Here is a 2,417-nt window from a genome sequence, read left to right on the forward strand (position 1 = left end):
AACATGAGGAGCAGGGAGTTAGGGCTAGGAGGGATAGATGTGTTAGGAGAAGAAGGTGAACTACACAGAACCGATAAAGGATAAGGAATTGATTAAGGATATAGCTAAATATTTAAAACATAACAATGAGAGAGATTATATACTATTTGCGTTAGGTGTATATTCGGGGCTGAGAATAACAGATATACTAAACCTAAGAGTAAGAGATGTGAAAAATAGAAGTGAATTTATTTTAATTGAAAAAAAGACTAAGAAACGAAAGGTGTTAAATATAAACCCTAACCTTAAGATGATGTTAGTTAGATTTGTAAAAAATAGAGACGACAGAGAATACATAATATCATACAGAGATAATGGAGATAATCCTATAACTAGAGCGAGAGCATTCCAGATAATTAAAAGCTGTGGAGATAAGTTTGGGTTAAGATTATCGCCACATAGTTTGCGTAAGACATTTGGATATTTTCATTATAAGACAAATAAAGATGTTGTAATACTGCAAAAGATATTTAATCACTCGCACCCAGATATAACATTTAGGTATATTGGAATAAATTCTGAGACGATAAAGAATTCAATAAATAATTTAAAATTATGGTGATTTTAGGTGAAAAACTAAGGTCATTTTTATTTTTTTGTGATTGATTTTACATAATGAGTCCATGTTTAATTTAAGTATTAGATAGATAGAGAACCTTTTTAGAATGGAGGTTTGAGATGTGATAGGTAATTTAACATAATCTTACAATATGTCAAGTTTAGTTATTAGTTATAAATATGATTGATAGTTATATTATTAATATGCAGGTATATATTGATTAGATTGATTTAGTTTTTGTTCATAGATTTGTAAAAATAATTTCTCTCCCCTCTCGAAAAAATTTTTAAAATTAAAAAAATAATTTCTATAGTAAAATTTGTCCTACGATATAGTAGGACAATAGGTAGTACATTAGGTAGTACAATAAGTAGTACAGAAATAAATGTCCCCTTGTAGTACAAGATGAACAAAATTTAAATAAAAGTAGTAGTCAAAATAATATTTTTATGATTAAATTTATGTATTATAAATTACGATGAGACACGCAATAAACGATAGTAGATAGTAATAAAATTTATATGTATACAATTGTTATGTATTTGAAAAAAATATGATAGTAAGGAGGTTTGTTATCGAATGAGAAATGTAGATGATTATGCGAAATATTTTATGAAAGAAGCTACAGGTTTAAACAATAGTTATGATGGAAATATGAAACTGCAAAAATTACTAACATTTGCTAATTTGATAAATATGGCATTAAACAACAAACCTTTGTTCGAAGAACATTTATTAGCATACAAAGATGGGTGTGTAATATATCCAATACTTAGCGATTATAGAGATAGATATAAAGATTTTAAAGAAAGAAGTGAGGCATTCGTATATGATTTTACTGAATCAGAGTTAGAAGTTCTTAGTATAACACTAGGTATATTCGACAAATTGCAGGCAAGAGAATTATCGGATTTAAATCATGAATTTGATTTTTGGAGAAATTCGTATAAGCAATCAGAAAAGAATTGCGTAGTGAAATATGAAGATATAGAAAAGGAACTAGAAATTATAAGGTCTATGGTGGAAAGCTATAAGAATAGAAATATAGATGATGAATTTGAGATAATTAATGGTATAACATTTTATTACAATCCTAAGAATTTAGATATTTACAATGAGTATGAATTAGGTGGAAGATATTTTAAAATATTTGATGAGCTATATGATTTTTCAAAGTCGGAAGAGGCGAAAGATAGTAGTTATACTGTTTATTTAGATGAAGATGGAGAGTTGGTTATATTTTGAAAGTTGGACAGGGTGTTTTGGCAAAAATTAAATACAAGAGTGGTACAGATGAATCTAAATTAAGACCTTATTTAATAGTTTATGTTGACAGTGACAAGATTAAGGTCTTAATCGTATCATCGTTGGCAGGCAAAGAACATAAGCTAGCTTATAAAAGTAATTATAGGCTTGAGAGTTTTAGACCTCCATTTTTAAGAGAGAGCTTTGTTAAATTGGATTCTCAGCAAGAAATTGATATTGAGGTAGCTAAGAAGTTAAAAATTTTGAGTGGTGGAGACATTTTAAATCAGAAAGATTTGTATGAGATATTAAATAGATTAAAGCACTATGATAAGTAGTGCTTTTTATTTTGTCTAGAATTAGAGTTAGAAAAAATGTACTACCATATGGTAGGACAATAGGTAGTACATTAAGTAGGACAATAAGTAGTACAATAAGTAGGACAAAAAAAGGGGAAATATTAAATGGATATGATAAGAAAAAATTTTGAGAACGAAATCAAATCAAATATCATTAACAATAAAAATGATAGAGTTAATGACATAGCAAAAAGAATTGATAAATTAATCTATGA

3 protein-coding genes are annotated in these 2,417 nt (G+C 27.6%); all 3 read left to right on the forward strand.

Annotated features, from left to right (window positions below):
* Nucleotides 1-55: 55 nt before the first annotated feature.
* Nucleotides 56-601 carry a tyrosine-type recombinase/integrase gene (locus AALI31_RS02650; protein ID WP_489884981.1) on the forward strand — a complete coding sequence of 182 codons (546 nt, stop codon included), beginning with the start codon at nucleotides 56-58 and terminating at the stop codon, nucleotides 599-601.
* A gap of 576 nt (nucleotides 602-1,177) precedes the next feature.
* Nucleotides 1,178-1,843, forward strand: coding sequence for a Panacea domain-containing protein (locus AALI31_RS02655; RefSeq protein WP_489884982.1), 666 nt, complete (start codon nucleotides 1,178-1,180; stop codon nucleotides 1,841-1,843).
* Nucleotides 1,840-2,181, forward strand: coding sequence for a hypothetical protein (locus AALI31_RS02660; RefSeq protein WP_489884983.1), 342 nt, complete (start codon nucleotides 1,840-1,842; stop codon nucleotides 2,179-2,181). Before AALI31_RS02655 ends, AALI31_RS02660 begins: the two co-directional genes overlap by 4 nt.
* Nucleotides 2,182-2,417 lie beyond the last annotated feature (236 nt).

The sequence above is a fragment of the Anisomitus miae (SeqCode) genome, assembly GCF_054906395.1.